The organism is Anaerolineae bacterium (assembly GCA_025062375.1).
GTDB lineage: Bacteria > Chloroflexota > Anaerolineae > SpSt-600 > SpSt-600 > SpSt-600.
This window is the reverse complement of sequence record JANXAG010000066.1, coordinates 1-2968: the sequence shown is the minus strand read 5'-3', so window position 1 is coordinate 2968 and position 2968 is coordinate 1. Positions and strand designations below refer to the sequence as shown.

The following is a 2968-nucleotide window of genomic DNA, read 5'->3' as shown; positions in this document are numbered from 1 at the left end:
AAATTCTGGGGGTGGAGGGGGGCGAAGCCCCCATCCCGGAGGACTTTGGGGGTGTCCCCCAAAAACCTCAAAGCGGCAGACCTCCAGAGATTTGCTGCCCTGCAGCAATAACAAAGGAATGCCTTCGCAAGGTGACGGTAAAGTTCACATTTCTCTCCGACCTTCCAGAGCCCGGGCCAAAGTTATGGCATCGGCGTATTCCAAATCACCACCGACGGGAAGGCCACGGGCCAGACGGGTTACTTTCAGCCCCAAAGGCTTTATAAGCTGGTAAATGTACATAGCCGTGGCTTCCCCTTCCAGGTTGGGGTTGGTAGCCAGGATTACTTCCCGAATTAATTTGCCTTTGAGCCGCTTGAGAAGTTCCTGTATCCGCAAATCTTCAGGACCTATCCCTTCAACCGGTGAAATAGCCCCGTGCAGCACATGGTAAACACCTTTGTATTCACCTGTCCTTTCCAGAGCCAGCACATCAAGCGGATCCTCTACAACACAGATAGTGGAGTGGTCTCTGTCCGGATCCCTGCATATGGGGCAGGGGCTTTCGTCGGTAATGTTAAAGCAGATTTCACAGTAAAAAGTTTTTTCCCTCAGCTCTTTAATGGCTTCGGCCAGAGCAAGAGCTTGCTCTTTTGGAGCTCTAAGGAGATAAAAAGTGAGGCGGGAAGCCGTTTTTGGGCCTATGCCCGGAAGACGGCTAAACTCTTCTATTAGGCGAGATACTGGACCAGCAAGTTTAGCCATAGCTTATATCTTCAAACCTGTTATCCGAGTCCCCCCAACTATTGATGAAAGCCTCTCAGCAGCGAGGGCCTGGGATCACTCAATAGCCTCATTGATGGCTACCAAGATAAGGTCCTGGAGCATCTCTATGTCTTCTGGATTGACCACTTCCGGAGATAAGGTGATGGACCGCACCCGCTGGTGGCCGTCAATCACCACTTTGATAACTCCACCACCTGCGGTAACTTCGATGGTTTCTTCAGCCAGGCGTTCTTGAGCTTTGAGCATTTCTTCCTGGATTTTCTGAAGTTGTCCTACCAGGTTAAAGGCTTTCTTCTTGGACATGGTCACCTCCCTGGCTTTCAGAGCGGATTTTCACCCGGGCCCCTAACTTTTCCACTGCCACTCTGACCACTGGATCTTCAGCTGGGTTCCGCAAGGTTGAAGCGGGTTTTTTCTTGGGAATGGTCACGCATTTGACCCGCACTGGCCTTCCCAGAAATTTGCTCAAAACTTCTTCCAGGGTTCCTCGCCTTTTATCCTCCTCGGCTTTTTCGCGGTGTAATGGATAGTAAAAGCCGAGAGTCACGGTGTTTTCCACCACTGAAACTGGTTCACAGTCTCTGAGCAAAGCTTCAAGAGCTTTATCTATCCCTCTTATAGTGGCTAAAATTTTGAGCCATTGCCCTCTAAGTAAAGCCACCTCTTCCCCCTTAGGTTGCGAAGGAGCAGAAGCCGATGGCCTGGCAGCTTCCTGAGGTTGTTGAGTTGGAGCACGATTTGACATGGCCGGCACAGGGGCTGGGATAGCCTGAGCTGATTGAGAGGTCTCTTCGGTTGGTGCTGAGGCGAGAGCTGGAGGTGGAGTTTCTGTAGCTTCTATAAAGGCTACTTCCAGAGCGAGTTGTGGTGAAAGCCCTCCCTTCATTTCAACAACGGTGCGGCTGAGGAGCCGTATTACTTTTACCCACTGAGAGGTAGGAAGGTGGGTGGAAAGTTCCCTCATGCGCTCAATGGTTTCCCGTGGCAAATCCACCAGGGATTTATCGCCGGAGATTTTCACCAGAAGGAGGTTCCTTAAATAGGTTAAAAGCTCTTGGAGGATTTGGCGGGGTTCTGCCCCTTTGTCTATTAACTCATCCAGGTGAGCGATAAGCTCAGCCGTCTGGCCTCGCACCAGATAACCAACAAGTTCAGCTATAGTTTCCTGAGAAATAGCACCTGTAACAGCTCGAGCCAATTCCAGGGTTATGGTGCCATCTCCAAAGGCCCTGAGTTGGTCCAAAAGGCTCAGGGCATCTCTCATGCTTCCCATAGCCTGATGGGCTATAAAGTTTAGGGCTTCGGGCTCGACGAAAATCCCTTCCTGGGAAGCTATGTATTTCAGGCGCTCTATTATGGCTTTTACCGGTATACGTCGGAAGTCAAACCGCTGGCACCTAGATAAAACTGTCGGTGGGATGCGGTCGGGGGCGGTGGTGGCCAAGACGAAAATGACGTGAGGGGGTGGTTCCTCCAGGGTTTTGAGGAGGGCATTGAAAGCTTCCGGGGTAAGCATGTGCACTTCGTCTATGACGTAAACTTTGTATCGGGCCTGGGTAGGCATAAAGCTCACTTTTTCCCTGAGGTCACGAATTTCATCGATACCTCTGTTGGAAGCAGCGTCAATTTCAATCAGGTCCAGACAACGCCCTTCGTTTATGGCTATGCATATTTCACAGCGGTTACAAGGTTTGTCCTGGTCGGCAGAGAGGCAGTTTACGGCTTTGGCCAGTAGGCGAGCAGTAGTAGTTTTGCCTGTTCCACGTGGGCCCGCAAAGAGGTAGGCGTGGGAGATTTGCCCGGTTTTTATGGCATTTTTCAGGGTGCGGACCACGTGTTCCTGGCCTATGAGTTCGTCGAAGTTTCGGGAGCGCCATTTACGGTAAAGAACCTGGTTCATTAGTTCCTCCTCCCAAATTGTAATATAAAAGCATGGTGGTGTCAAAGATTTTGGGGGCCTATCCCCCAGACCTCCTGGACCCCCAATTTTCCCACCCTCGTGGGCTTGGGGTTTGCCACGGTTAGGGTCCCACTCGTGGGCGGGTTGTAAAGGGTGGCTGATGGCTCCCTTTTTTAAGTTTTTGGGGGCACATCCCCCAGGCCCTCTGCTATGGGGCTAAAGCCCCCTGGACCCCCGATTTTTCCCACCCTCGTGGGCATAAGGTTCGCCACGGTTAGGGTCCCACTCGTGGGCGGGATGCAA

General features: G+C 51.8%; 2 protein-coding genes and 1 pseudogene. All 3 read right to left on the bottom strand.

The window, feature by feature from the left end:
- Nucleotides 1–144: 144 nt before the first annotated feature.
- The 3 genes and pseudogenes from recR to dnaX all read right to left on the bottom strand — a co-directional run bounded on the left by recR (nt 145) and on the right by dnaX (nt 2665).
- Entirely contained in the window at nt 145–744 is a 600-nt protein-coding gene (gene recR, locus NZ653_10000) for a recombination mediator RecR (protein ID MCS7287449.1), read from the bottom strand.
- 3 nt (nt 745–747) lie between these two features.
- A pseudogene (locus NZ653_09995) lies at nt 748–1068 on the bottom strand (YbaB/EbfC family nucleoid-associated protein).
- A complete protein-coding gene (gene dnaX, locus NZ653_09990) occupies nt 1046–2665 on the bottom strand; it encodes a DNA polymerase III subunit gamma/tau (GenBank protein MCS7287448.1) in 1620 nt (539 codons plus the stop codon). Before dnaX ends, NZ653_09995 begins: the two are co-directional and overlap by 23 nt.
- Between the last annotated feature and the right edge of the window lie 303 nt (nt 2666–2968).